The sequence below is a fragment of the Janthinobacterium sp. 75 genome (genome assembly GCF_004365495.1).
Classification (GTDB): domain Bacteria; phylum Pseudomonadota; class Gammaproteobacteria; order Burkholderiales; family Burkholderiaceae_D; genus Janthinobacterium.
On record NZ_SORD01000001.1, the window covers coordinates 246520 to 269172 of the forward strand.

Consider the following 22653-nt stretch of genomic DNA (forward strand, 5'->3'; position numbering starts at 1 on the left):
GCGCCCGTCAAATCGGCCGGTTATGGTCGCGGTCCACGGCGCGGCGCTGCGGCGCCAGCAAGATCCACGTGACGAAGGGCCACAGGGCCACGGCGACGAAGCTCTCGATGAAATTGAGCCATCCGGGGAAACGGCCCGAGACGATCAGGCGCGTCAGCAATTGCAGCGCCTGCGTCAGCAGCAGCAGCGGCAGCACGTGCAGCGCTTGCGTCAGGATGGGGAACCACAGCACGCGGCGGTGCATCATGATGGCGAAATAAGACAGCAAGGTGTAGGCCAGCGCATTCTCACCCAGCAGGGTCGAGTCGTGCACGTCCATCATCAAACCCATGAAGAATGCCACGCCGATGCCGACCTTGCGCGGCTGGTGGATACCCCAGAAGACCAGCACCAGGGCGACGAAATCGGGCACGCCGACAAACTGTCCCCATGGCAGCAGGTTCAGCAGAAAAGCGCACAGCAGGGAAAATCCGATGAACAGGGGGCTGACCGGCAGCAGGATGTAATGCGGGCGGTTCATCGTGTCGCTTCCTTCGGTGGCACGGCAGCAGGTGTTGTGGCAGCGGCCGGCGCCGCCGGTTTCGGAACCGGGCTAGCGGACGGCTTCGCGGCCGGTGTGGCCGGTGCGGTGGCCGGCGCTGTCGCCGCCCCGCCGGCGGCAGCCTCCTTGACAGGGTCCTTGATCGGCGCCATCTTGCCGGCGATCTTGCGGCCCGTCTTGACTTCTTCGGTCGGCGGGCGGGCGGGCATCTCGGGCGACGTCATCAAGATAAGCAGTTGGGTGTTGCGTTCGATGCCGGCCAGCGGCTGGCACACGACGCGGCCAAACGGGCCATGCGCGTTGCGCTCGACCAGTGTCACGCGCGCCACTGCCAGGCCGGCCGGGTACAGGCCGTCGAGGCCAGAGGTAATGACGATGTCACCGATCTGGATATCGGCGGTGGGCGCTGTAAAACGCAGCTCCATGGTGCCGGACTTGCCGCGACCGATGGCCACGCTGCGCACGCCATTGCGCAGCAGCTGCACGGGAATGGCTTGTTCTTCATCGGTCAGCAAGGTCACTTCCGAGGTGAACGGGAACACGCGCGTGACTTGTCCCACCACGCCCAGGTTGTCGATCACGGGGCGGCCCAGTTCGACGCCATTCTGGATGCCCCTGTCCAGCACGATCTTGCGCGTGGCAGAATCGCGCGTGTCATACAGCACTTCAGCCATCAGGGTCTTGACGGGGACTCTTTCGCGCGCCTCCATCAATTTGCGCAAATGGTTGTTTTCAACGATATTGAGCTGCGCCTGCTGCATGATCTGCGCCGAAGCGATTTGTTCGTGCTTCAGGTCGCGCACCTGTTTTTCCAGGGAAGACAGCGAAGAAAAGTAGTTGCCGACGCCAAGCGCCACATCGCGCGGCACCAGGGCTGCCATCTGCACCGGATACAGCACGGTGCCGACTGCCTGGCGCACGGCCGTCAAGGCGTGCATGCGCGAATCGACCAGCAACAGGGCGATAGAAATGCCGGCGAACACCATCATCTTGACGCGGGCGGAGGCGCCTTGTTTGAAAAGTGGCGGAGGACTGTATTCCATGACATCCAATAATCAGGCGCAGTGCGCCAACGTGCAAGGCCCGGTCGAACGCCGGCGCCAAAACCAAAAAAAGGCCGGAGTTGGTTTCCGGCCCTTCTGTCAGATTATTCGTAGGAGAAGATCGAGCCGAGCTTGTCCATACGCTCCAGGGCCATCCCGGAACCACGCACCACGCAGGTGAGCGGGTCCTCGGCCACCAGCACCGGCAGGCCGGTTTCCTCCATCAGCAGGCGGTCCAGGTCGCGCAGCAGTGCGCCGCCGCCCGTCAGCATCATGCCTTTTTCGGCGATGTCGGCGCCCAGTTCCGGCGGTGTCTGTTCCAGCGCGTTCTTCACGGCCGAGACGATGTTGTTCAGCGGATCGGTCAGCGCTTCGAGAATCTCGTTGCTGGAAATGGTGAACGAGCGCGGGATGCCTTCGGACAGGTTGCGGCCCTTGACTTCCATTTCCTTCACTTCCGAACCCGGGAAAGCCGAACCGATGGCCTTCTTGATGGCTTCGGCCGTTTGTTCGCCGATCAGCATGCCGTAGTTGCGGCGGATGTAGTTGACGATGGCTTCATCGAACTTGTCGCCGCCCACGCGCACGGAACCCTTGTAGACCATGCCGCCCAGCGAGATGATGCCCACTTCCGTGGTGCCGCCGCCGATGTCGACCACCATCGAGCCGGTCGCTTCGGACACGGGCAAGCCCGCGCCGATGGCCGCTGCCATCGGTTCTTCGATCAGGTATACCTGCGAGGCCCCGGCGCCCAGGGCCGATTCGCGGATCGCGCGGCGCTCGACCTGGGTCGAACCGCACGGCACGCAAATGATGATGCGTGGCGAAGGACGGAAGAATTTCGAGTCGTGCACCATGCGGATGAACTGCTTGAGCATCTGTTCGGTCACGGTGAAGTCGGCGATCACGCCATCTTTCATCGGACGAATCGCTTCGATATTGCCCGGCACCTTGCCCAGCATCTGCTTGGCTTCCTTGCCGACTGCCTGAATGGTCTTCTTGCCATTCGGACCGCCTTCCTGGCGGATGGCGACGACGGATGGCTCGTCCAGGACGATACCGAGGCCGCGCACATAAATAAGGGTGTTGGCCGTGCCCAAGTCAATGGCCAGATCGGTGGAGATATACCTGCGTAAAAAACCAAACATGAGTGTCCTGTAGCGCATCGAGCTGCGCAAAAGCTGTTTATGGGGAGTTTCAAAGCGGGCGCTTTCAGGCACCCTGAAAATCCATGAAGGCGATTTTCCCGGGTTTCGCTTGGCGCTTGCGCAATCTTTTCTATGCTGCGGCAGCAGTCCATCAGCGCCGGCAACGCATTAACCCGCCATTCTACCTTATAATTTGAATGCGATTTGCTCAAAAACCATGGAAAAGTGCGACTCTTGCAGCCGCGAGTTACGCGGCATTCCTTGGCTTTTGTGAGCAAAAAAGCAGCATATACCCGCGTTTTAACAAAACGCCAACTTAATACTCATGCGCGGCACTCCGCGCCATTCGCCATGTCCCTGACACTATCCGACGTAAAACGCATCGCCCACCTGGCACAACTTGAAATGGCCGACGATCAGGCCGTCACGTCGCTGGCCCAATTGAACAAGATTTTTGCACTGGCGGAACAAATGCAAGCCGTCAATACCGATGGCGTGGCCCCCCTGAGCCACCCGCTGGCCGCCCACATGGACAATATCGCCCTGCGCCTGCGCGAGGACATCGCCACCGAAGCAAATCACCGCGACGCCTACCAGGCAGTGGCACCGAAAGTCCAGGATGGCCTGTATCTGGTGCCGAAAGTGATCGAATAACTGGCACCTGACATAAGCTACTGCGCGTCGCGACTTGCGGCCTCCGATGCTCACTGTGCCAAAGCACAGCTCCGCTTCTCGGCCACAACTCACTTTCGCTCGCTACGCTTCTGTCAGGCGCTAGAACGGCGCAGTGCACGAAAAACAACCTTGCGAATAGATAAAAATAGAAACGCCATGCATACAAAATCCATCAAACAGCTGTCCACGCTTTTGCAGAACAAGGAAATTTCCGCCGTTGCACTGGCGACGCACTTCCTCGACCGCATCGAAGCGGACAACTCGAACGCCTTCCTGCACGTCGACCGTGCCTTGACCCTGGCGCAAGCTGCAGAGGCCGACGCGCGCATCGCCGCCGGCACGGCCACACCATTGACGGGCGTGCCGATCGCGCACAAGGACCTGTTCGTGACCCGTGGCTGGCGCACCACGGCCGGCTCGAAAATGCTGGCCAACTACGCCAGCCCGTTTGACGCCACCGTGGTGGAAAAATTCCTGGCGGCTGGCATGGTCACCCTGGGCAAGGTCAATTGCGATGAATTCGCCATGGGTTCCGGCAACGAAAACTCGGCCTTCGGCGCCGTGAAGAATCCCTGGGATACAACAGCAGTGCCGGGCGGCTCGTCCGGCGGCTCGGCCGCCGCCGTTGCTGCAGGCCTGACACCAGCGGCAACCGGCACCGACACTGGCGGCTCGATCCGCCAGCCTGCCGCCTTCTGCGGCATCACCGGCATCAAGCCAACCTATGGCCGCGTGTCGCGCTTCGGCATGATCGCCTTTGCCTCGTCGCTGGACCAGGGTGGCCCGATGGCTCGCTCGGCCGAAGACTGCGCCCTGCTGCTCACCGCCATGGCCGGCTTCGACGAGCGCGACTCGACCAGCCTCTCCCCGGAACAAGGCGGCGTGGCGGAAGATTTTTCGCGTGAACTGGGCCAGCCGTTGACGGGCTTGCGCATCGGCGTGCCGCGCGAGTACTTCGGCGAGGGCCTGGCCAAGGACGTGGAAGCGGCCGTGCGCGGCGCACTGGCGCAGTATGAAAAACTGGGTGCCACCCTGGTCGACATCTCGCTGCCGAACACGGCCCTGTCGATTCCCGCCTACTACATGATCGCCCCGGCTGAAGCGTCGTCGAACCTGTCGCGCTACGACGGCGTGCGCTACGGCCACCGCGCCGCCGAGTACAAGGACTTGCAGGACATGTACAAGAAATCGCGCGCACAGGGCTTCGGCCCGGAAGTGCAGCGCCGCATCATGGTCGGTACCTATGTGCTGTGCCACGGCTACTACGACGCCTACTACCTGAAGGCGCAAAAGATCCGCCGCCTGATCGCGCAGGATTTCGATGCCGTATTAAATGGTCCGAACGCCGTCTGTGACGTCATCATGGGACCGGTCGCGCCAACTGTCGCCTGGGACCTGGGCGACAAGACGGATGACCCGGTGGCGAACTACCTGGCCGACATCTACACCCTGTCGACCAGCCTGGCCGGCCTGCCCGGCATGTCGATCCCTTGCGGTTTCGGCACCGGCGAGAAAAACGCCAAGCGCCCCGTTGGCCTGCAAATCATCGGCAATTATTTTGGCGAAGCCAAGCTGCTGAACGTGGCCCACCAGTTCCAGCAAGTGACGGACTGGCATACGCGCAGCCCTGCCGGCATTTAAGAACAGACGCGCCGCCCTGGCGGCGCCACTAAAAAATAAGCGAGAACACTATGCAATGGGAAGTCGTCATCGGTCTTGAGAACCACGTGCAGCTCACGACCGAATCCAAAATTTTCAGCGGTTCGCCGATCAAGTACGGCGCCGAAGCCAACACGCAGGCCAGCCCGGTAGACCTGGCGCTGCCAGGCGTGCTGCCCGTCATGAACAAGCAAGCGGTCGACCGCGCAATCCGCTTCGGCCTGGCCGTCGGCGCCACCGTCGCGCCGCACTCGGTCTTCGCGCGCAAGAATTATTTTTATCCGGATTCGCCCAAGGGCTACCAGATCAGCCAGTTCGAGGACCCTGTCGTCATCGGCGGTGCGCTGACCTTCGGCTATGAAAAGGATGGCGAATTCGTCACCAAGACGGTGAACCTGACGCGCGCCCACCTGGAAGAAGACGCGGGTAAATCCCTGCACGAAGACTACGCAGGCATGAGCGGCATTGACTTGAACCGCGCCGGCACGCCGCTGCTGGAAATCGTCTCGGAACCGGAGATCCGCAGCGCTGCCGAAGCCGTGGCCTACGCCAAGGCCCTGCACTCGCTGGTCATGTGGCTGGGCGTTTGCGACGGCAACATGCAGGAAGGCTCGTTCCGCTGCGACGTCAACGTCTCCGTGCGTCCTGTCGGCCAGAAAGAATTCGGCACCCGCTGCGAGATCAAGAACCTGAACTCCTTCCGCTTCATCGAGGAAGCCGTGCACGTGGAAGTGCGCCGCCAGATCGAGCTGATCGAAGACGGCGGCAAGGTCGTGCAAGCCACGCGTTTGTACGATCCGGATCGCAAGGAAACGCGCGAAATGCGCAGCAAGGAAGACGCCCAGGATTACCGCTACTTCCCGGACCCCGACCTGCCGCCGCTGGTCATCTCGCAAGCGTGGATCGACACCGTCAAGGCCTCGATGCCGGAACTGCCGGCCGCCATGCGCGCGCGCTTCATCAGCGAATACGCGCTGCCTGAATATGATGCGCTGGTGCTGACGCAATCGAAAGCCATGGCGACCTATTTCGTCGCCGTGGTGGACAAGGCCGGCAAGGAAAACGCCAAGGCTGCCGCCAACTGGCTGATGGGCGACGTGTCGTCGACCCTGAACCGCGAAGGCGTGGACCTGGACGACGCCCCCGTCTCCGCCGCGCAGCTGGCCGCCATGCTCAAGCGCATCGCCGATGGCACGATCTCGAACAAGGCGGCAAAGGAAGTCTTCGCCGGCATGTGGGAAGCCAAGTCCAGCGACGAGAACCTGGTCGACGCCATCATCGACGCCAAGGGTCTGAAACAGATCTCGGACTCGGGCGCTCTGGAAGCCATCGTTGATGAAGTACTGGCGGCCAACGCCAAGTCGGTGGAGCAATACCGCGCCGGCAAGGAAGCGGCCATCAACGCGCTGATCGGCCAGGCCATGAAAGCGTCCAAGGGCAAGGCCAACCCGGCCCAGCTGACGGAACTGCTGAAGGCCAAGCTGGCGGGATAATTCCCACGCCCCCCAAAAAAGACGCCGCGGCGTCTTTTTTTTTGCCTGGCCACTTCACTCATAAACAAGCTTGTCTAGTTTTTCCCGCATGGCTGGAAGGCGTTTATGCGGCACATAAAATTAAAGTATACATTTCTGTCTACAACGACTATTCTAACCTTATTGATTTTCAGGCAAGAGGAAAACAGCATGGCCAAGACGCACGACATCCCGAAACCGACGGCAGCCGAACTCGATCTGCTGCAGGCACTGTGGCCGCTGGGCGCCGCCACGGCCAAGCAGGTGCACGAGGCGATGGCCCTGGCCAAGCCGGCCATCACGTATGGCACCGTGCTGCGCCTGATGCAGATCATGCACACCAAGGGCTTGCTGATTCGCGACGCAAGCCAGCGTTCGCACGTGTATGCGCCGGCCCAGGCGCAGGACAGCCTGCAGACGAACCTGCTCAAGGAATTGATGCAGAAGGCCTTTGCCGGTTCGGCCAAGGCGCTGGTGCTGGCGGCGCTGCGCACGGGCGTGTCGCGCGCAGAACGTGAAGAGATAGAAAAAATGCTCAAGGAGGATCAATCATGAACGGCTTCGTGCCAGCGCTGGGCTGGACCCTGCTGCACTTCCTGTGGCAAGGCTTGCTGATCGGCTGCGCCACGGCGCTGGCGTGGGCGGCCCTGCGCAACGCGCGTCCCGAGGCGCGCTACGCCATCGGTTGCGGCGCCTTGCTGGCCAGCCTGGCATGGCCGGCGGCGGGCTTGTATCTGCGCCTGGCCGGCGGCGATGCCACGGGCGCGCTGTTCTCCAGTGCCTTGCTGCCGGCCGCCCTGCTGGCGCCCGACAGCTTGCCCGACCTGGACCTGCTGCTGCGCGCCGTCGTCGGCGTGTGGGCCCTGTGCGCCGCCGTGCTGGCCGTGCGCATGGCGCTGGGCATGCTGTGGATAGAGCGCAGCGCCAGGAACACCGGGGCCACGCACCCGCAACTGCAGACAAGGCTGTCGCGCATGGCGCAGCATGCCGGCGTGGGACGGCCCGTGCGTCTGCGCGTGCTCGACAACATTGCCAGCCCGCTCACGGCCGGCATCTGGCGCCCCATGGTGCTGGTGCCTGCAGCGCTGATCACCGGCATGCCGCCGCACCTGCTCGATGCGCTGCTGGCGCACGAACTGGCGCACATCCGGCGCCACGATTATCTGATCAACCTGCTGCAAAACGCCATCGAGACGCTGCTGTTCTTCCACCCTGCCGTCTGGTGGATCTCTCGCGGCGTGCGCCTCGAACGCGAACATATTGCAGATGATTTCGCAGCAAGACAACTGGGCGAACCGCGGCGTCTGGCTCTTGCACTCTCGGAACTGGAACGTCTCCAGTTCTCAACCCACCACCTGGCCCAAGCGGCCAACGGAGGAGATCTTATGTCACGTATCAAACGATTGCTGCGCCCTGCACCACAAACCTTGAACTGGAAAGCGGCCGTGCCGCTGCTGGCCCTCGCCGGCGCCTGCCTCGGCATCTACGGCCAGGCCGTCGCCGCCGACAGTGCACCTGTACTGGAGCGCCGGCCCATCATCGACTTTGGCGTCTGCGGCAAACCGGTCTACCCAGCCGCATCGCTGCAGGCGAAAGAAGAGGGCACGGTCAACATGTCCTTTGACGTCAATGCCTCCGGCAAGGTGTTGGGCTCGAGCGTGGTCAAAAGCAGCGGCCATCCGGCCCTCGACGAGGCGGCGCGCAGCGGCATTGCCAAGTGTACGTTCAAGCCTGCCCTTGCTGGCGGCAAGCCTGTCAGCGCCAGCGTCAAGGTGCAATACGTCTGGAGCCTGAACTAATGTATGCGCGGCGGCATCGTAGCAACATTGCAGCAGCGCTGCCGCCGCCCGCTTGCGGGTATGATCATGGATTCTTCCACGCACCTGTGAACCCGCCATGAACAAGATCAAAACCGGCCTGGTTGGCTACGGCTTTGCCGGCTCCACCTTCCACGCCCCCGTCCTGTCTACCGTCTCTGCCCTGGAACTGGCCGCCGTCGCCTCCAGCAAACCGGAGCTCGTGCACAAGGATTGGCCGAATACGACCGTGTATGCGGAAGCGGCGCAGCTGTTTGCCGATGCGTCGATCGAGCTGGTCGTCATCGCCGCGCCCAATGAAGCGCATTTCAGCCTGGCCCTGGCGGCCCTGCAGGCGGGCAAGCACGTGGTGGTCGACAAGCCATTTACCATTTCCAGCGCCGAGGCGCAGACCCTGATCGCCCTGGCCAAGGAACGCAAGCTGGTGCTCAGCGTGTATCACAACCGGCGCTGGGATGGCGACTTCCTGACCCTGAAAACACTGCTGGCACAGGGCACCCTGGGGCGCATCGCCAGCGTCGAATCGCATTTCGACCGTTTCCGCCCCGAGATCCGCCAGCGCTGGCGCGAGTCTGGCGCACCCGGTGGCGGCTTGCTGTACGACCTGGGCCCGCACATGCTGGACCAGGCCATGCAGCTGTTCGGCCAGCCGGAAAAACTGTACGCCGATATCGTCCTGCAGCGCGATGGGGCGCAAGCAGTCGACTATATGCACATCGTTTTGTACTACGACCGCTTGCGCGTGGTGCTGCAAGCCGGCTGCCTGGTGAAGGCGCCGACGGCGCGCTTCGCCGTGCATGGCGATCAAGGCAGCTTCGTGAAGTTTGGCCTCGACCCGCAGGAAGATGCCCTGAAGGCGGGCGGCAGGCCGGGACAGCCCGGTTGGGGCGTGGACCCCGTGCGCGGCGCGCTGCACCTGGGCACCCAGCCGGACGGACATTTTGAACACCTCGACATGCAGGCGGGCCGCTACCAGGACTTTTACCAGGGCATGGCCGACGCCATCCGCCACGGCGCACCGGCGCCCGTAGCAGCCGAGGATGCGGCAGCGACAATACGCCTGATCGAACTGGCGCTGCAAAGCGCCGCCGAAGGACGCGTGCTCGCAGTCAGCTGATTCGATGTCAACTGACCGAGGTCAGTTGATGACGAAGGCCAGCACCACGGCACCCAGCGCCAGCAGGGCCAGGCCGCAAATGAACAGCAGTTCCCCCCACCATTCGTAGCGCAAGCGCGACTGGCCCGGGCGCAGCGACATGAACGAAAGCACGGCGCTGACGAGAAAGACGATGGCATCGACGGCGAGCAGCTTGTCGATGGCCACGCGCACCTCGCCGCGCGGCGCCAGGTGCCCGATCGACAGCACCGTCATGCACACGCCGACCATCGTCGCCGATGTGGGCAGGATATGCGCCGACAAGCCCCGTTCGGACGCCTTGCCGTCGCCTGGCATCAAGGCCGGCCCTGGTTCGTTCCCGCCGCCCAGACCAGCTCAACGCGCGCGGACGATCCCGCCTTGACCTGCACCTTGCGCGCCAAAGTATTGCCGGCCAAGGTAGCGCGCAAGCTGTAGCTGCCCGGCGGCAGTTTCGCCAGCAGGAACGGTCCGCTGGCCGTCGTTTCAAGCACCTGCGCGCCCTTGGCATCGTGTATTTCCAGCTTCACGTCGGAGGCAAATTCCGCCTTGCCCCCCGCCTGCACGGAAAACACCAGGCTCAAGGGCCAATGCCGGCTGGCGCTCTTGATGGCAGTCGACTCGTCGAGGCCGATACCGCCGCTCAGATATTCCACCGCGCCGCTCTTTTGCACGGGCGGCAGTGCGCTGTCGGTTTGGGCTTGCACCGCACTTCCCAGCAACAGCCCGGCTGCCAGCATTACCGCCGCCAGGCTCAGGGTACCGCGTCTGTCTGGTGCCATCTCACTCTCCTCATATTGCTTGAATCAAGATAGGAAGCGCAGCTTAGGCCAGCCTTAGAACACGATCAGCGCCGGCGCATGGCTTCGGCGATCTTCTGGTCCGTCTTGTACTGGCTCAGCGCATACACGGCCCAGATCGTGGCTGGCAGCCAGCCGATCAAGGTGATTTGCAGGATCAGGCAAATGATGCCGGCAATGGGGCGGCCGATGGTGAAAAAGGTCAGCCACGGGAGTATCAGGGCAATCAGCAAGCGCATCGTTCGTTCCTTGAGTATTCCCCTGTGCCGCGGGGACCGGGCCGGCGCGCCGGCGATAAAATCAATTTATCCGATTATAACGATACCTGCGACTCACGCCGGCACGGGTGGGAGCAGCTTTTCGATCCAGGCCAGGATGGCGGCAAAGATCACGTCGCGGTTCACTTCATTGAAATTCTCGTGGTAATTGGCCGGATAGTAATGATAGTCGAGCAGGCCCTCGGGCACGCTGCGCAGCAGGCTTTCCGTGGCGCGGCTGTTGGCCAGCTTGTCGTCGCCCGCCACCACGGCAAACAGGGGGAAGCGCCAATCCGACAAGCCGCCCGCCAGTTCCTTTTGCGCCGACGTCAAGGCATGGGCGAAGCGCACCGACGCTGCACTGGCGCGTATGCCATCGCGCTCATCCTGAAAATGGCGCGCGGTGATGGTTTGATCGTGCGTCAGCAACATGGTCAGGTTGCCCAGCGGCACCTTCATCGTGGGGTAGCGCTTGGCCAGCCAGCCGGACAGCATCTGCAGCACCTTCGGCACGGGAATCGCATTCACGTAATACGGCGAGGAGATAATGAAACCCCGGATGGCCGGGTCGCCCGCAAAACGGCGCAGGCCAAGGTGCGTGGCGATCAAGCCCCCCATGGAATGGCCCATGACGAAAATCGGCAAGCCCGGATACGCCTGCTTGATCCAGGCGAGGAACAGTTCCTCGTCGTCGAGGAAGGCCTCGAACGAAGGGATATCCACCTTGCGCTTGCCATCGTGGCCCACCATGTCGAAGCTGACGGTGGCGAAGCCATGTTGGCGGAAGGTCAGCGCCGGCGTGACGTAATCGCCCGCGTGCGCCATGCCGCCGTGGATCGCCAGGATCACGGCGCGGGGGCGTTGGGGCTGTGGCGGCTGCCAGATATGAATGGGCCGCTCGACCTGGTCGCTGCACAGCAGGCAGGCCATCTTGTCTTCTGAGAAACGCATCGCTGCTCCTGTCGTGCCCTGTTACGCCTTCAGATGATCGATCAACTGGCGCGCGTACAGGGGTAATTCACTGAACTGGCGTACGCAAATCGTCAGATTGCGTACCGACCAGGGATCGGATAATTCCAGGCAGCGCAGCGCCATCGTCTGCTGGCAGCGGCTGGCCGCCGCCAGCGGCACCACGCTGATGCCCACGCCGCTGGCGACCATGCGGCACACGGCATCGAAACTGCGCAGGCGCACGCGCACCTTCAACGGACGACCCAGGCGCGCCGCATGCATGCCAAGGTACTGCTGCATCGCGCTGTCATCGGCCAGGCCGATGAAATCGTGATCCAGCAGCGTGGAGAACGCGACGACGCCATCCTGGCCGAGCGCGCGGTGATGCACGCCGTCGGCTGCCGCGATGACGACTAAACGGTCGGGGCGGAACAAAAACGTCTGCAAGCCGCGCATGTCGACCGAGTCGGACACGATGCCCATGTCGGCCAGCCCTTCCGAAACGGCTTTGACGATATCGTAACTGAGGCGCTCCTCCAGGTCGATGGTCAGGTTCGGATGGCGGTCGAGAAAAGCACCGAGTGCCTCAGGCAAAAATTCGCTGAGCGCCGCCGTATTGCACAGCAGCCGCAACTGTCCTTTCAAGCCGCGCGCAAATTCACCTAACTCGCCGCGCATTTTCTCCATTTGCAGCAGTACCAGGCGCGCGTGATGCAGCAAGGTCTGCCCTACCGGTGTCGGCTCAACGCCACGCCGCCCGCGCAGCAGCAGGGGCATGCCCAGCATCTCTTCCATGCCGCGCACGCGCGCGCTGCTTGAGGCCAGCGCCAGGTGGCTGCGCGCAGCCCCCGCCGTCAGGCTGCCCGCCTCCACCACGTTGACAAACAGCTGCAAATCGACCAGATCAAAACGCATGGCAGCTCTCCTTTTCGCCATCTTATCAGCCTTCGTCCATCCCTAAGGCTGACTCAAGATAATCCACCTTGGCGAAAGGCGCGGGCAGGCGCAGAATCCTTGCAAAACCACTGTGGAATAAAAAATGGAGACATCATTTCTGCTGGCTGTCGGCGCCAGCTTCCTCGTCGCTGGCTTCGTCAAGGGCGTAGTCGGACTGGGGCTGCCGACGGTGGCCATGGGCACGCTCAGCCTCGTCATGCCACCCGTGCAGGCGGCAGCCCTGCTGATCGTGCCGTCGATGGTGACGAATGTATGGCAGCTGGCGGCCGGCCCGGGCCTGCGCGCCCTGCTCCGCCGTTTGTGGCCCATGCTGGCCGCAGTCATGGCAGGCACCTTGGCGGGCGGCGCCCTGCTGCCGCAGGACAGCGGCGCCTGGGCCGTCGTTGCGCTGGGCGTGGCGCTGATGCTGTACGCGCTGGCGGGACTGTTCTCGCTGCAACTGCGCGTGCCGACGCGGCACGAAGCCTGGCTGGGGCCCATGGCAGGCGCCGTGACGGGATTGCTGACTGCCGCCACGGGCGTCTTCGTGATCCCCGCCGTGCCGTATCTGCAGGGACTGGGGCTGGCACGCGACGCGCTGGTGCAGGCGCTGGGCCTGGCGTTTACGGCATCGACCGTGGCGCTGGCGGCCAGCCTGGCATTGCACGGCAACTTCAGCCTGGGCGCGGCGGCCGCTTCCGCGTATGCGCTGCTGCCGGCGCTGGTCGGCATGCTGGCCGGCCAATGGCTGCGCGGGCGCATCGCGCAGCAAGTATTCAAGCGGTGCTTTTTTGTCGGGCTGTTCGCCCTGGGCCTGCATGCCGCGCTGAAACCATGGCTGGCATGATGCAGATAGAGTGGCAAGGGGACAGCGCGCTGTGCGCGTGGATCGACGGCCAGCAAGTGGCCATGCTCGATATCAGCAGGCGCGCCGATGAAGTGACGGTGAACATGCTGTTCGTGAAACCGCCGTTCCGGCGGCGCGGCATCGGCGGCGCGCTGTTGCGGCGCTTGTTGCAATGCCACCCATCGGCCAGCGCTACCTGCAGCGACCCGCGGCTGCGGGCGCTGCTGGAGAGGACTACTTAAATTCCATACCGATTGCGGTACGCGGAAACAGCCTCTTTATATTTCAGCAGTTCCGGATCGGCGCCCGCGCCATTCAGGTAGCCGAACAAGTCGTCCAGGTTGCCGATTGAGATGACGGGAATACCATACTGTTTCGACACTTCCTGCACCGCCGAACTTGGCGACAGCTGGCCGTCCGGGCCCGAACGCTCCATGCGGTCCAGGGCGATCAGCACGGCGCATGGCTCGGCGCCGGCGGCGCGGATCATGTCCACCGACTCGCGTACCGAGGTACCGGCCGAGATCACATCGTCAATAATGACAACCTTGCCATGCAGCTTGGCGCCGACGATGGTGCCGCCTTCGCCATGGTCCTTGGCTTCCTTGCGGTTGAAGGCGAACGAAGTGTTGCGGCCCTTGCCGGCCAGCGCCACGGCGGTGGCCGATGCCAGGGTGATGCCCTTGTAGGCGGGGCCGAACAGCATGTCGAATTCGACGCCCGAGTCGAGCAGGGTCTGCGCGTAGAACTGCGCCAGCTCGGCCAGGGTAGCACCATCATGGAACAGGCCCGCATTGAAGAAGTATGGCGACTGGCGTCCGGCCTTGGTGGTGAACTCGCCAAACCGCAAGACTCCCTTGGATACTGAAAACGCGATAAACTGCTGGCGTAAATTATTCACATTAGCCTCATTTTTTAAAAGTGCCTGTATTTTAATCCGCGCGCACCGGCGAGACAATCGCCATGCCGCGCCCGCCGGCCCCGTCCAGCGCCCTTTCACTCTCGACTTATGCCAAAAATTATCTCCGCCAACTTGAACGGCATCCGTTCCGCCGCCAAAAAAGGCTTTTTCAACTGGATGGGCACGCAGACGGCCGATTTCATCTGCGTGCAGGAATTGAAGGCGCAACTGCCCGACATGACGCCGGAATTCCTCAATCCCCACGGCTATCATGGCCATTTCCACTATGCCGAGAAGAAGGGTTATTCGGGAACGGGCATATATAGCAAGGTCGAACCGGACGCCGTGCATATCGGCTTCGGCAGCCCGGAATTCGACGCCGAAGGCCGCTACGTGCGCTGTGATTTTGGCAAGCTGTCCGTCATTTCCGTGTACTGCCCTTCCGGCTCGTCCGGCCCGGAGCGCCAGGAAGCCAAGTTCCGTTTCATGGAGCTATTCCTGCCGCATCTGCTGGAATTGAAGGCGCTGGGCCGCGAAGTGGTCATCTGCGGCGACTGGAATATCGCTCACCATGAAATCGACCTGAAGAACTGGAAGGGCAACAAGAAGAATTCCGGCTTCCTGCCGGAAGAGCGCGCGTGGCTGACGCGCGTCTTCGACGAAGTGGGCTTTGTCGACGTGCACCGCGGCCTGGACAAGCGCGAAGACCAGTACACATGGTGGAGCAACCGGGGCCAGGCCTACGCGAAGAACGTGGGCTGGCGCATCGACTACCATGTCGCCACGCCCGGTATCGCGGCCCAGGCGCATACGGTCAGCGTCTACAAGGACGAGCGGTTCTCCGACCATGCGCCACTGATCATCGATTACACGATCAAGGCGTAAGCACTGCTACAGGCTGCGCCGGCTTTCAAAATGGCGCAGGTCGCCCGTCAACGGGTCCGTGAAATCGATCGCCCGCGCCAGCAGCTGCAAGGGCTGCGACATGTCATCTTCCTTGCACTGCAGGGCCAGCGGGTAAAACGCATCGTTGACGATGGGGATGCCGAGTGAAGCCAGGTGCACGCGCAGCTGGTGCTTGCGCCCCGTGTGCGGGTACAGCCGGTACAGGTTCACCTCGCCGCGCCGTTCGATCACGTCGATGACGGTTTCCGAGTTCGGCTCGCCCGCCTCCTCACGCATGAGGAAGAACTGCTCGCCCTCGACCATGCGGCTGCGATAGGTGAACGGAAAATCGTGGCCATCGAGGTGCGGCGCCAGTGCCTCATACGTCTTGCGCACTTCGCGGCGCTGGAACAGCGACTGGTAGGCGCCACGGCTGGCTACCAGGCGCGAAAAAATCACCACGCCGGCCGTCTCGCGGTCGAGGCGGTGGATCGGCGTCAGCTCGGCGCAGTCCAGGTTTTTCTTCAGGCGCGTCAGCAAGGTCTCCTGCACGAACCGCCCGGCCGGCGTCATGGGCAGGAAATGCGGTTTGTCGACCACCACCAGGTGTTCGTCCTGGAACAGGATCTCTTCCTGGAACGGGATCGGCGTTTCGCGCTCCAGCTCGCGGTAGTAAAAAATGCGCATGCCGCGCCGGTATGCGCTGTCGGGCGCCAGCACGGCGCCGTCGCCATTGACCACGTCACCGCGCGCCATGCGGTCCTGCCATTGCGCGGCGCTGATCTGCGGATAGCGATCAAGCAGAAACGACAGCATGTCGGGCCATTGTCCTTCCGGCAGCCACAGGTAGCTGGGCGCCACGCCATCGCGCATGGGCAAGGGTGAGGCAGCGTGGCGGCTGGACATCCTAGCGCTGCGCGATAGCGTTGCTGCGGTAGGGCGGCAATGCCTCGACACTGACGCCCTTGCTGCGCGCGTACAGGGGCAGCACCTGCGCCATATGGCTGTTCATCTGCGAGATGCGGTCCTTGCCCGACGGGTGGGTCGAGAGGAATTCCGGCGGCGCGCCCGCGCTTGCGGCCGCCATCTTCTGCCACAGGATGACGCCGGCGCGCGGATCGAAACCTGCACGCGCGGCCAGGTCCATGCCGATCAAATCCGCCTCGCGTTCATCGTCGCGCGAGAACTTCAGCATCACGCCCTTGGCCGCCATATTCGTGGCGGTGCTGGTCAGATTCGGGTCGACGCCGAGCCAGGCCGACAGGCCGGCACCGGCCAGCTTGGCGCCGACGGCGGCCAGGTTGCCCTTGCCTGCCTGCGCCTGCGCGTGTTCGCGCAAGGCATGCGAAATTTCATGTCCCATGACGACGGCCACTTCATCGTCGGTCAAATTCAGCTTCGTGATAATGCCGCTGTAAAAAGCGATCTGCCCGCCCGGCATGCAAAAGGCGTTGACCTCATCCGAGTTGAGCAGGTTGACCTGCCAGTTCCAGTTAGCCGCCGCCTCGTTCCAGCGCGTGGCGAACGGGATGATGCGCTGGGCGATGGCGCGCAGGCGTTTCACTTGCGGGTCGCTGTCCGGCACCAGCGCATTTTTTTCCTTCGCTTCGTTGACCAGCTGCGTATATTGCTGCTTCGATTGTGCGTTGAAATCGGCGCCGCCGGCAAAGATGCGCGAGGTCGACAAAGGACGCACCTTGATGCCATCCTGTACCGTCGCCTGCTGGGCAAAGACGGACAGGGGCGCCAGCGCGGTGGCCGCGCACAGGCTGGCCAGGACGGTATAACGTTTAAGGGATATTGGTGCCATTGGCAGACCTCCATGGGGCAATTTTAGGCAACATCATCATGGCCGGGAAGGCCAGGAAGAAGCAAACAATGAAAAACGAGAACCAGCCCAGCTCGGCAACCAGAAAGCCCACCGAGGCATTGATCAGGGTGCGCGGCACGGCGCTCAAACTGGAAAACAGCGCATATTGCGTGGCCGTGTAGCGCGGATCCGTGGTGCGCGACAGGAACGCGACAAAGGCGGCAGCACCCAGGCCCAGGCTGGCAAATGCTTCAAAACCGATCACGGCACTGAGCAGCATGGTGTTCGGCCCCACCTGCGCCAGCCAGGCAAAGCCGAGAATGGCGATCGCCTGCAGCGCGCCAAACACCCACAGGCCACGGTTGATGCCCAGCTTGAGCATCCACACGCCGCCCACCACGCCGCCGGCCAGGCTGGCCCAGAAACCCGTGGTATTGGCGGCCAGGCCGATCTGCGTCATGCTAAACCCCAGGTCCAGGTAAAACTTCGTCGCCAGCGCCGTGGCCATGCTGTCGCCGATTTTGTAGAGTAGTACGAAGGCGAGGATCCACATTGCGTTACGCCAACCATCGCGCGCGATGAATTCCTGGAACGGCAAGATGATCGCTTCGCGCATGGTCTTCGGCGGCGAACCGTAGACGGTGGGTTCCTTGATCAGCAAGGTACAGACGAGGCCCGGCAACATGAAGGCGGCCGTGATCCAGAAGACGGGCTGCCACGGCATGCGGTCGGCCAGGATCAGCGACAGCGCACCCGGCACCATGCCCGCCACTTTATAGGCGTTGACGATGACGGCGGCGCCCAGGCCCTGCTCGTTATCGGAAAGGATTTCGCGTCGGTAGGCGTCGATAACGATGTCCTGGCTGGCCGACAGAAAGGCCACGCCGCCCGCAGCGGCGGCGATCAGGCCGATCTGCGTGAGCGGATCGAGCATGCCCATGCCGCCGATGGAAAAGAACAGCGCCACCTGCGTAAGTGCCATCCAGCCGCGCCGGCGACCCAGTCCCAGGATGCGGTAGCGGTCCATCAGAGGCGCCCACAGGAATTTCCAGATGTAGGGGAACTGCACCAGGGCGAACAGCCCCAGCGCTTTTACGTTCAGGCCCGACTTGGCCAGCCATGCCTGCAGCAGGTACAGCAGGATGAACAGGGGCAGGCCGGAACTGAAGCCCAGCACCAGCACGGCCAGCATACGGCCGCTGGCGTAGGAACGCCAGCCTGGCGCCGGACTTGTCGTCATCAATGCACCGCTTTTTTGCGCAGACGGAAGACGGCCAGGTCGCCGCGCAGGTTCGGCAGCACGGAGACCATCTTGCCTTCGGCAAGGGCCACGCATTCGATCACTTCCAGGCCGCATTCTTCGGCCAGTTCACGGAAGTCATTGATGGTAGCGCAGCGCACGTTGGGCGTGTCATACCACTGGTAAGGCAGCGATTTCGACACGGGCATGCGCCCTTTCAGCAGCGCCACGCGGTGCGGCCAGTAGGCGAAATTGGGAAACGAGACGATAGCCTCGGCGCCCACGCGCACGATGTCGCGCAGCAGCGGCTCGACCTGCTTCATCATCTGCAAGGACGACAGACACAGCACCGTGTCGAAGCTGTTGTCGCCAAAAATGGCCAGGCCTTTTTCCATGTCCTGCTGGATCACATTGACGCCGCGTAAAGTACTGGCCAATACCTTGTCGTCGGCGATCTCGATGCCATAGCCGCTGCACTCCTTGTCGCTTTGCAGGTACTGCAGCATCACGCCTTCGCCGCAGCCCACGTCCAGCACATGCGCGTTATTCGGCACCCAGTGGGCGATGAAGGCCAGGTCGGGGCGCAACGCGCTCAATTCGTCAAAAGTCATGCTATCTCCTTGGCGCCCTGGCGGACGGCGGTGTTCCTGGCTGCTGCGGGCGCGCCCACGTTGATGTCATTCCATACCTGGCCATAATAGGCGCGCACCATGTTCATGTAGCGCGCATCTTCCAGCAGGAAAGCGTCGTGGCCGTGCGGCGCGTCGATTTCCGCATAGGTCACCTGGCGGCGGTTGCACACCAGCGCCTCGACGATTTCGCGGCTGCGCTCGGGCGAGAAACGCCAGTCGGTGGAAAACGAGGCGAGGAAGAACTTGGCCTGGGTGCCCGACAGGGCCTTGGCCAGGTCGCCGCCATGCGCGCGCGCCGGATCGAAATAATCGAGCGCCTTGGTAATCAGCAGATAGGTGTTCGCGTCGAAGTACTCGGAGAACTTGTCGCCCTGGTAGCGCAAGTACGATTCGATCTCGAAATCGATGCCGAAGCCGAATTTGTAGTCGCCCGTCTGCGCCGCATCGCGCAGCTTGCGGCCGAATTTTTCGGCCATGTCGTCATTTGACAGATACGTGATGTGGCCCACCATGCGCGCCACGCGCAAGCCGTTCTTCGGCACCACGCCGTGTGCATAGAAGTCGCCGCCATGGTAATCGGGGTCGGACAGGATGGCCTGGCGCGCAACGTCATTGAAGGCGATGTTCTGCGCCGACAGCTTGGCCGTCGAGGCGATTACCACACAGTGCCTCAACCGCTCGGGGAACATGATGCTCCACGCCAGCGCCTGCATGCCGCCCAGCGAGCCGCCCATCACGGCGGCGAACTGTCTGATGCCCAGCTCATCGGCCAGGCGCGCCTGCGCGCTGACCCAGTCTTCCACCGTCACGACAGGGAAAGAGGCGCCATATGGCTTGCCGGTGGCGGGATTGGTGTGCATGGGGCCCGTCGAACCGAAGCAGGAACCCAGGTTGTTGACGCCGATGACAAAGAATTTGTTCGTATCGAGCGGCTTGCCCGGCCCCACCATATTGTCCCACCAGCCCGTGCTCTTCGGCTCGTCGGCATACACGCCGGCCACGTGGTGCGAGGCATTCAGGGCGTGGCAAACCAGCACCGCGTTCGATTTGTCGGCGTTCAGGGTGCCGTAGGTTTCATACATCAACATATAGTCCCGCAGCGATGCTCCGCTTTGCAGCTGCAGGGGTTGCGCAAAATACATGGTTTGCGGCGAAACGATTCCAATGGATGACATGTGTGTCGGTTTATAAAAGGGGGTGGCCCCACGGGCCATGGTCGATGCAGCACCGCGATGATAGGTTCTGCAACTTTAACACCAGGAAACATCTTGCCGCGCGCGATGCCTCCTGGTGCTGATAAAGCGACAGTTTACATGAGCTGCAACTGTTGTACGGCTTCCGCGATCACATTTGGTTCCATGGAGCGCATAATTTTGCGCATTTGTGGTGCGATCAGACCCAGGTCGCTGTTGAGGATCTCTTGCTTGACCGCCAACAGCTGGGCCGGATGCATGGAAAACTCGCGCAGCCCCATACCCAGCAGCAAGCGCGTGAGCTTCACGTCGCCCGCCATTTCGCCGCACACGGCCACGTCGATGCCCGCCTTGTGGCCAGCCGCAATCGTCATGGAGATCAGCTGCAGCACGGCCGGGTGCAGCGGATTGTACAAATGCGCCACTTCGTAATCGACGCGGTCGATGGCCAGGGTGTACTGGATCAAATCATTCGTGCCGATCGACAGGAAATCCATGCGCTTGACGAACATGGGCAAGGCCAGCGCAGCGGCGGGAATCTCGATCATGGCGCCCACTTCGACGGCGTCGTCGAACTTGACGCCCTCCTCGCGCAGGCTGGCCTTCGCCTGGGCGATCATGGCCAGCGACTGATCGATCTCGAAGGCATGCGCCAGCATGGGGATCAGGATGCGCACCTTGCCAAAGGCCGAGGCGCGCAGAATCGCGCGCAGCTGCGTCAGGAACAGTTGCGGCTCGGCCAGGCAGTAACGGATGGCGCGCAGGCCCAGGGCAGGATTCAAGGCCGTATGGTCGGACTGATCGAGCGGCTTGTCGGCGCCGATGTCGAGCGTGCGGATGGTCACCACGCGCCCTTTCATCGACTGCACCGTGCTGCGGTAAGCCTCGAACTGCTCGTCCTCTGTAGGAATCTTGTGGGCGCGGCCCATGAACAGGAATTCAGAACGGAACAGGCCCACGCCGCTGGCGCCCGATTCCAGCGCAAACGGACAATCCTCGGGCAGTTCGATATTCGCCAGCAGGGTGATGGGGGTGCCGCACTTGGTGACGGCCGGCGTCTTTTTCAGCTTGCCCAGCTTCTTGCGCGCGCGCTGCATGGCCACCTGGCGCTCGCGGTACTGCTCCAGCACCAGGGCGCTGGGGTTGGCGATGACCACGCCGGCGTCGCCGTCGATGATCAGCCAGTCGTCCTGCTCGATCAGCATCGACGCCTGCGACATGCCAACGGCGGCCGGGATATCCAGGCTACGCGCGACGATGGCCGTGTGCGAGTTCTGTCCGCCCACGTCGGTAATGAAGCCGATGAAGGAACGGTCGCGGAATTGCAGCATGTCGGCGGGCGAAATATCGTGGGCGACCACGATCATCTGCGCCAGCACCTCATCTTCGGCTGCCGCCTTGGGCAGCAGCTGTTCGGTGCCCAGCAAGACCTTCAGCACGCGTTCGGCCACTTGCTGGATATCGGCCTTGCGCTCGCGCAAATACGGGTCTTCGATTTCGTCGAACTGCGCCGATAATTCATCGATTTGCGTCAGCAGCGCCCATTCGGCGTTGTAATGGCGCGAACGGATGATGTCGAGCGGCGCTTCGGCGATCATCGGGTCCGAGAGGATCAGCGCATGCACATCGATGAACGCACCCAGCTCGGTGGGCGCATCTTTCGGCAGCTCGTTCCACAGGGTTTGCAGTTCCTTGTGGACGGCGGCGATGGCGTTTTGCAAACGCTGGACTTCGGCTTCGATCTGTTCCTGGGCGACCAGGTAATGTTTGACGTCAAGGGCTGCCGGCGCCAGCAGATGCGCGCGGCCAATGGCGATGCCGCGGGAGACCGGGATGCCGTGGAGCGTGAAAGATGCCATGGGGTGACCTGTCGGAATGCGGCTGCGGCTGCGTTCGGCGGGCATTACTCGCCTTCGCCAAACCTGTCATTAATCAGGGCGGTGAGCGCATCGACACATGCCTGCTCATCATCGCCCTCGGCTTCCAGGGTCACTTTCGCGCCCTTGCCGGCGGCCAGCATCATTACGCCCATGATGGACTTGGCGTTGATGCGGCGCGCGTTGCGTGTCAGCCAGACGTCGCTCTTGAACTTGGCGGCGAGCTGGGTAAATTTGGCGGAGGCGCGTGCGTGCAGTCCCAGCTTGTTGATGATTTCGAGTTCTCTTTGAATCATTTTTGTATGGTCTCTATCCCTGAATGCACTACGCTGATGACAATCTTGGCCTATAAAACCCGCCGCCTTCAGGGCGGCGGCCATGCACTTCCTTATTCGCCCACACGGATGCGGTTATCGACGCGCACGGCGCCGCTTTGCGCACCGGCCAGCGCCATCTCCACCACCACGTCGAGCGTGTCGCGGCGATACGTGATGGCGCGCAGCAGCATCGGCAGGCTGATGCCGGCGATGACTTCCACCCGGCCAGCATCGGCCAGCTTGTTGCAGCAGTTCGACGGCGTGCCGCCCTTCACATCGGTAATTACCAGCACGCCGGAGCCGTCGTCGAGGCGGCAAATGGCTTCGGAAGCCAGCTTTTGCACTTCCGCCAGGTCCTGGTCGGCGACGACATCGATGGCTTCAAAACGTTCTGTTGGCCCGCGAAACACATGCGCGCAGGCGGCGATGAACGCCTGTCCCAGCGGGGCATGTGTCATGAGCAAAATCCCTACCATAG

At 62.6% G+C, this 22653-nt stretch carries 26 protein-coding genes; 9 read left to right on the top strand and 17 right to left on the bottom strand.

The genetic code is table 11. From position 1 onward, the window contains the following. Positions 1-7: 7 nt before the first annotated feature. From mreD to C8C89_RS01175, 3 genes are all read right to left on the bottom strand, one after another. A complete protein-coding gene (mreD, locus tag C8C89_RS01165) occupies positions 8-520 on the bottom strand; it encodes a rod shape-determining protein MreD (RefSeq protein WP_035824494.1) in 513 nt (170 codons plus the stop codon). Then, the gene (mreC, locus tag C8C89_RS01170) at positions 517-1584 is read right to left on the bottom strand and encodes a rod shape-determining protein MreC (protein ID WP_101483782.1); all 1068 of its coding nucleotides are present in this window, start codon (positions 1582-1584) and stop codon (positions 517-519) included. The genes mreD and mreC overlap by 4 nt, the downstream gene beginning before the upstream one ends. 104 nt (positions 1585-1688) lie before the next feature. Next, on the bottom strand, positions 1689-2732 hold the full coding sequence (locus C8C89_RS01175; RefSeq protein ID WP_010393186.1) for a rod shape-determining protein: 1044 nt from the start codon (positions 2730-2732) through the stop codon (positions 1689-1691). Between the two features lie 351 nt (positions 2733-3083). Between C8C89_RS01175 and gatC the strand changes: the two genes are divergently transcribed. The 6 genes from gatC to C8C89_RS01205 all read left to right on the top strand — a co-directional run bounded on the left by gatC (position 3084) and on the right by C8C89_RS01205 (position 9511). Continuing rightward, positions 3084-3386, top strand: coding sequence for an Asp-tRNA(Asn)/Glu-tRNA(Gln) amidotransferase subunit GatC (gene gatC / locus C8C89_RS01180; protein ID WP_101483781.1), 303 nt, complete (start codon positions 3084-3086; stop codon positions 3384-3386). Positions 3387-3563: 177 nt separating this feature from the next. After that, a complete protein-coding gene (gene gatA, locus C8C89_RS01185) occupies positions 3564-5048 on the top strand; it encodes an Asp-tRNA(Asn)/Glu-tRNA(Gln) amidotransferase subunit GatA (RefSeq protein WP_133988698.1) in 1485 nt (494 codons plus the stop codon). Between the two features lie 35 nt (positions 5049-5083). After that, positions 5084-6559, top strand: a complete 1476-nt coding sequence (gene gatB / locus C8C89_RS01190; RefSeq protein ID WP_279587407.1) for an Asp-tRNA(Asn)/Glu-tRNA(Gln) amidotransferase subunit GatB — start codon at positions 5084-5086, stop codon at positions 6557-6559. Positions 6560-6748: 189 nt separating this feature from the next. Further along, the gene (locus C8C89_RS01195; RefSeq protein ID WP_133988700.1) at positions 6749-7132 is read left to right on the top strand and encodes a BlaI/MecI/CopY family transcriptional regulator; all 384 of its coding nucleotides are present in this window, start codon (positions 6749-6751) and stop codon (positions 7130-7132) included. Beyond that, positions 7129-8376: a M56 family metallopeptidase gene (locus C8C89_RS01200; RefSeq protein ID WP_133988701.1), complete on the top strand. Its 1248-nt coding sequence runs from the start codon at positions 7129-7131 to the stop codon at positions 8374-8376. The genes C8C89_RS01195 and C8C89_RS01200 overlap by 4 nt, the downstream gene beginning before the upstream one ends. 97 nt (positions 8377-8473) lie before the next feature. Further along, positions 8474-9511, top strand: coding sequence for an oxidoreductase (locus C8C89_RS01205; RefSeq protein ID WP_133988702.1), 1038 nt, complete (start codon positions 8474-8476; stop codon positions 9509-9511). Positions 9512-9532: 21 nt separating this feature from the next. Here C8C89_RS01205 and C8C89_RS01210 read toward each other — a convergent pair whose 3' ends face one another. The 5 genes from C8C89_RS01210 to C8C89_RS01230 form a co-directional block, all read right to left on the bottom strand. Further along, entirely contained in the window at positions 9533-9847 is a 315-nt protein-coding gene (locus C8C89_RS01210; RefSeq protein WP_101484850.1) for a hypothetical protein, read from the bottom strand. Further along, positions 9847-10311 carry a carboxypeptidase-like regulatory domain-containing protein gene (locus tag C8C89_RS01215; protein ID WP_101483775.1) on the bottom strand — a complete coding sequence of 155 codons (465 nt, stop codon included), beginning with the start codon at positions 10309-10311 and terminating at the stop codon, positions 9847-9849. Before C8C89_RS01215 ends, C8C89_RS01210 begins: the two co-directional genes overlap by 1 nt. 65 nt (positions 10312-10376) lie before the next feature. Beyond that, positions 10377-10568, bottom strand: a complete 192-nt coding sequence (locus C8C89_RS01220) for a YqaE/Pmp3 family membrane protein (RefSeq protein ID WP_092716721.1) — start codon at positions 10566-10568, stop codon at positions 10377-10379. 93 nt (positions 10569-10661) lie between these two features. Further along, entirely contained in the window at positions 10662-11537 is an 876-nt protein-coding gene (locus tag C8C89_RS01225) for an alpha/beta fold hydrolase (RefSeq protein ID WP_133988703.1), read from the bottom strand. Positions 11538-11558: 21 nt separating this feature from the next. Continuing rightward, the gene (locus C8C89_RS01230) at positions 11559-12452 is read right to left on the bottom strand and encodes a LysR substrate-binding domain-containing protein (protein ID WP_070222806.1); all 894 of its coding nucleotides are present in this window, start codon (positions 12450-12452) and stop codon (positions 11559-11561) included. A gap of 124 nt (positions 12453-12576) precedes the next feature. Here C8C89_RS01230 and C8C89_RS01235 point away from each other — a divergent pair, with 124 nt between their 5' ends. Both C8C89_RS01235 and C8C89_RS01240 read left to right on the top strand, forming a co-directional pair. Then, on the top strand, positions 12577-13320 hold the full coding sequence (locus tag C8C89_RS01235; RefSeq protein WP_133988704.1) for a sulfite exporter TauE/SafE family protein: 744 nt from the start codon (positions 12577-12579) through the stop codon (positions 13318-13320). Next, on the top strand, positions 13317-13562 hold the full coding sequence (locus C8C89_RS01240; RefSeq protein WP_166674644.1) for a GNAT family N-acetyltransferase: 246 nt from the start codon (positions 13317-13319) through the stop codon (positions 13560-13562). The genes C8C89_RS01235 and C8C89_RS01240 overlap by 4 nt, the downstream gene beginning before the upstream one ends. Here the strand turns inward: C8C89_RS01240 and pyrE are convergent. Beyond that, positions 13559-14221 carry an orotate phosphoribosyltransferase gene (gene pyrE, locus C8C89_RS01245; RefSeq protein ID WP_010393161.1) on the bottom strand — a complete coding sequence of 221 codons (663 nt, stop codon included), beginning with the start codon at positions 14219-14221 and terminating at the stop codon, positions 13559-13561. The genes C8C89_RS01240 and pyrE overlap by 4 nt on opposite strands. A gap of 108 nt (positions 14222-14329) precedes the next feature. Between pyrE and C8C89_RS01250 the strand changes: the two genes are divergently transcribed. Beyond that, positions 14330-15106, top strand: a complete 777-nt coding sequence (locus tag C8C89_RS01250; protein WP_101483771.1) for an exodeoxyribonuclease III — start codon at positions 14330-14332, stop codon at positions 15104-15106. Positions 15107-15112: 6 nt separating this feature from the next. On the opposite strand, the gene C8C89_RS01255 is transcribed toward C8C89_RS01250, so the two are convergent. The 8 genes from C8C89_RS01255 to C8C89_RS01290 form a co-directional block, all read right to left on the bottom strand. After that, a complete protein-coding gene (locus C8C89_RS01255) occupies positions 15113-16012 on the bottom strand; it encodes a pseudouridine synthase (protein WP_133988706.1) in 900 nt (299 codons plus the stop codon). 1 nt (position 16013) lies between these two features. Then, positions 16014-16916, bottom strand: a complete 903-nt coding sequence (locus tag C8C89_RS01260; RefSeq protein ID WP_101483769.1) for a M48 family metallopeptidase — start codon at positions 16914-16916, stop codon at positions 16014-16016. Then, the gene (locus C8C89_RS01265; RefSeq protein WP_101483768.1) at positions 16897-18156 is read right to left on the bottom strand and encodes an AmpG family muropeptide MFS transporter; all 1260 of its coding nucleotides are present in this window, start codon (positions 18154-18156) and stop codon (positions 16897-16899) included. The genes C8C89_RS01260 and C8C89_RS01265 overlap by 20 nt, the downstream gene beginning before the upstream one ends. Then, entirely contained in the window at positions 18156-18767 is a 612-nt protein-coding gene (metW, locus tag C8C89_RS01270; protein ID WP_070222822.1) for a methionine biosynthesis protein MetW, read from the bottom strand. Before metW ends, C8C89_RS01265 begins: the two co-directional genes overlap by 1 nt. After that, entirely contained in the window at positions 18764-19963 is a 1200-nt protein-coding gene (locus C8C89_RS01275; protein WP_101483767.1) for a homoserine O-acetyltransferase, read from the bottom strand. The genes metW and C8C89_RS01275 overlap by 4 nt, the downstream gene beginning before the upstream one ends. A gap of 134 nt (positions 19964-20097) precedes the next feature. Beyond that, positions 20098-21840 carry a phosphoenolpyruvate--protein phosphotransferase gene (ptsP, locus tag C8C89_RS01280; protein ID WP_101484849.1) on the bottom strand — a complete coding sequence of 581 codons (1743 nt, stop codon included), beginning with the start codon at positions 21838-21840 and terminating at the stop codon, positions 20098-20100. Between the two features lie 44 nt (positions 21841-21884). Next, entirely contained in the window at positions 21885-22154 is a 270-nt protein-coding gene (locus tag C8C89_RS01285; protein ID WP_034749416.1) for an HPr family phosphocarrier protein, read from the bottom strand. A 92-nt stretch (positions 22155-22246) separates the two neighbouring features. Continuing rightward, a complete protein-coding gene (locus C8C89_RS01290; protein WP_029496035.1) occupies positions 22247-22651 on the bottom strand; it encodes a PTS fructose transporter subunit IIA in 405 nt (134 codons plus the stop codon). Positions 22652-22653: the final 2 nt, after the last annotated feature.

What these genes read in the sequence shown, in the direction of transcription:
- C8C89_RS01175 (WP_010393186.1), bottom strand. Translation starts at nt 2,732, where the DNA reads ATGTTTGGTTTTTTACGCAGGTATATCTCCACCGATCTGGCCATTGAC.
- C8C89_RS01250 (WP_101483771.1), top strand. Translation starts at nt 14,330, where the DNA reads ATGCCAAAAATTATCTCCGCCAACTTGAACGGCATCCGTTCCGCCGCC.
- C8C89_RS01240 (WP_166674644.1), top strand. Translation starts at nt 13,317, where the DNA reads ATGATGCAGATAGAGTGGCAAGGGGACAGCGCGCTGTGCGCGTGGATC.
- C8C89_RS01260 (WP_101483769.1), bottom strand. Translation starts at nt 16,916, where the DNA reads ATGGCACCAATATCCCTTAAACGTTATACCGTCCTGGCCAGCCTGTGC.
- gatA (WP_133988698.1), top strand. Translation starts at nt 3,564, where the DNA reads ATGCATACAAAATCCATCAAACAGCTGTCCACGCTTTTGCAGAACAAG.
- C8C89_RS01205 (WP_133988702.1), top strand. Translation starts at nt 8,474, where the DNA reads ATGAACAAGATCAAAACCGGCCTGGTTGGCTACGGCTTTGCCGGCTCC.
- ptsP (WP_101484849.1), bottom strand. Translation starts at nt 21,840, where the DNA reads ATGGCATCTTTCACGCTCCACGGCATCCCGGTCTCCCGCGGCATCGCC.
- mreC (WP_101483782.1), bottom strand. Translation starts at nt 1,584, where the DNA reads ATGGAATACAGTCCTCCGCCACTTTTCAAACAAGGCGCCTCCGCCCGC.
- C8C89_RS01220 (WP_092716721.1), bottom strand. Translation starts at nt 10,568, where the DNA reads ATGCGCTTGCTGATTGCCCTGATACTCCCGTGGCTGACCTTTTTCACC.
- C8C89_RS01235 (WP_133988704.1), top strand. Translation starts at nt 12,577, where the DNA reads ATGGAGACATCATTTCTGCTGGCTGTCGGCGCCAGCTTCCTCGTCGCT.
- C8C89_RS01290 (WP_029496035.1), bottom strand. Translation starts at nt 22,651, where the DNA reads ATGGTAGGGATTTTGCTCATGACACATGCCCCGCTGGGACAGGCGTTC.
- C8C89_RS01275 (WP_101483767.1), bottom strand. Translation starts at nt 19,963, where the DNA reads ATGTCATCCATTGGAATCGTTTCGCCGCAAACCATGTATTTTGCGCAA.
- C8C89_RS01215 (WP_101483775.1), bottom strand. Translation starts at nt 10,311, where the DNA reads ATGGCACCAGACAGACGCGGTACCCTGAGCCTGGCGGCGGTAATGCTG.
- gatC (WP_101483781.1), top strand. Translation starts at nt 3,084, where the DNA reads ATGTCCCTGACACTATCCGACGTAAAACGCATCGCCCACCTGGCACAA.
- C8C89_RS01230 (WP_070222806.1), bottom strand. Translation starts at nt 12,452, where the DNA reads ATGCGTTTTGATCTGGTCGATTTGCAGCTGTTTGTCAACGTGGTGGAG.
- C8C89_RS01200 (WP_133988701.1), top strand. Translation starts at nt 7,129, where the DNA reads ATGAACGGCTTCGTGCCAGCGCTGGGCTGGACCCTGCTGCACTTCCTG.
- metW (WP_070222822.1), bottom strand. Translation starts at nt 18,767, where the DNA reads ATGACTTTTGACGAATTGAGCGCGTTGCGCCCCGACCTGGCCTTCATC.
- C8C89_RS01265 (WP_101483768.1), bottom strand. Translation starts at nt 18,156, where the DNA reads ATGACGACAAGTCCGGCGCCAGGCTGGCGTTCCTACGCCAGCGGCCGT.
- C8C89_RS01255 (WP_133988706.1), bottom strand. Translation starts at nt 16,012, where the DNA reads ATGTCCAGCCGCCACGCTGCCTCACCCTTGCCCATGCGCGATGGCGTG.
- mreD (WP_035824494.1), bottom strand. Translation starts at nt 520, where the DNA reads ATGAACCGCCCGCATTACATCCTGCTGCCGGTCAGCCCCCTGTTCATC.
- C8C89_RS01210 (WP_101484850.1), bottom strand. Translation starts at nt 9,847, where the DNA reads ATGCCAGGCGACGGCAAGGCGTCCGAACGGGGCTTGTCGGCGCATATC.
- C8C89_RS01285 (WP_034749416.1), bottom strand. Translation starts at nt 22,154, where the DNA reads ATGATTCAAAGAGAACTCGAAATCATCAACAAGCTGGGACTGCACGCA.
- C8C89_RS01195 (WP_133988700.1), top strand. Translation starts at nt 6,749, where the DNA reads ATGGCCAAGACGCACGACATCCCGAAACCGACGGCAGCCGAACTCGAT.
- C8C89_RS01225 (WP_133988703.1), bottom strand. Translation starts at nt 11,537, where the DNA reads ATGCGTTTCTCAGAAGACAAGATGGCCTGCCTGCTGTGCAGCGACCAG.